General features: G+C 64.8%; 1 protein-coding gene. It reads right to left on the bottom strand.

Annotation, left to right across the window (positions count from 1 at the left end; genetic code table 11):
* Positions 1-372: transposase (locus tag P1J78_RS25240; protein ID WP_275570115.1), on the bottom strand; the 372-nt coding region annotated here is incomplete at both ends.

A 372-nucleotide genomic window follows, 5' to 3' on the forward strand; every position in this document is an offset into this window, starting at 1 on the left:
GGGCTGCGGCGGCCTCGGCGTTGCGATGCGTTGCGAGGTTGTCGAGCACCACGACAGTGCCCGGCTGAAGCTCCGGGACCAGGACATCGCGTATGTAAGTGGCAAAGGCTGGCCCGTCCATCGCTCCCTTGATGACCCAGGGGGCGATCAGTTCGTTCGGGGTCAGACCGGCGATGAAGGTCTGTGTGCCCCAGTTGCCGAATGGGGCGTCCATTTCCAGGCGTTCGCCACGCAGAGCCCGCCCGCGCAACCGGCTCAGGTTGGTCTTCACCGAGGTTTCGTCAATGAACACAACGCGTTCGGGCTGCGCCTGCATCGCCGGGATGCGATGCGCAAACCAATCCTTGCGCTGTCGTCTTACGCGTGCCCGGC

The sequence above is a fragment of the Psychromarinibacter sediminicola genome (assembly GCF_029168335.1).
In the GTDB taxonomy this organism is placed as follows: Bacteria; Pseudomonadota; Alphaproteobacteria; order Rhodobacterales; family Rhodobacteraceae; genus Psychromarinibacter; species Psychromarinibacter sediminicola.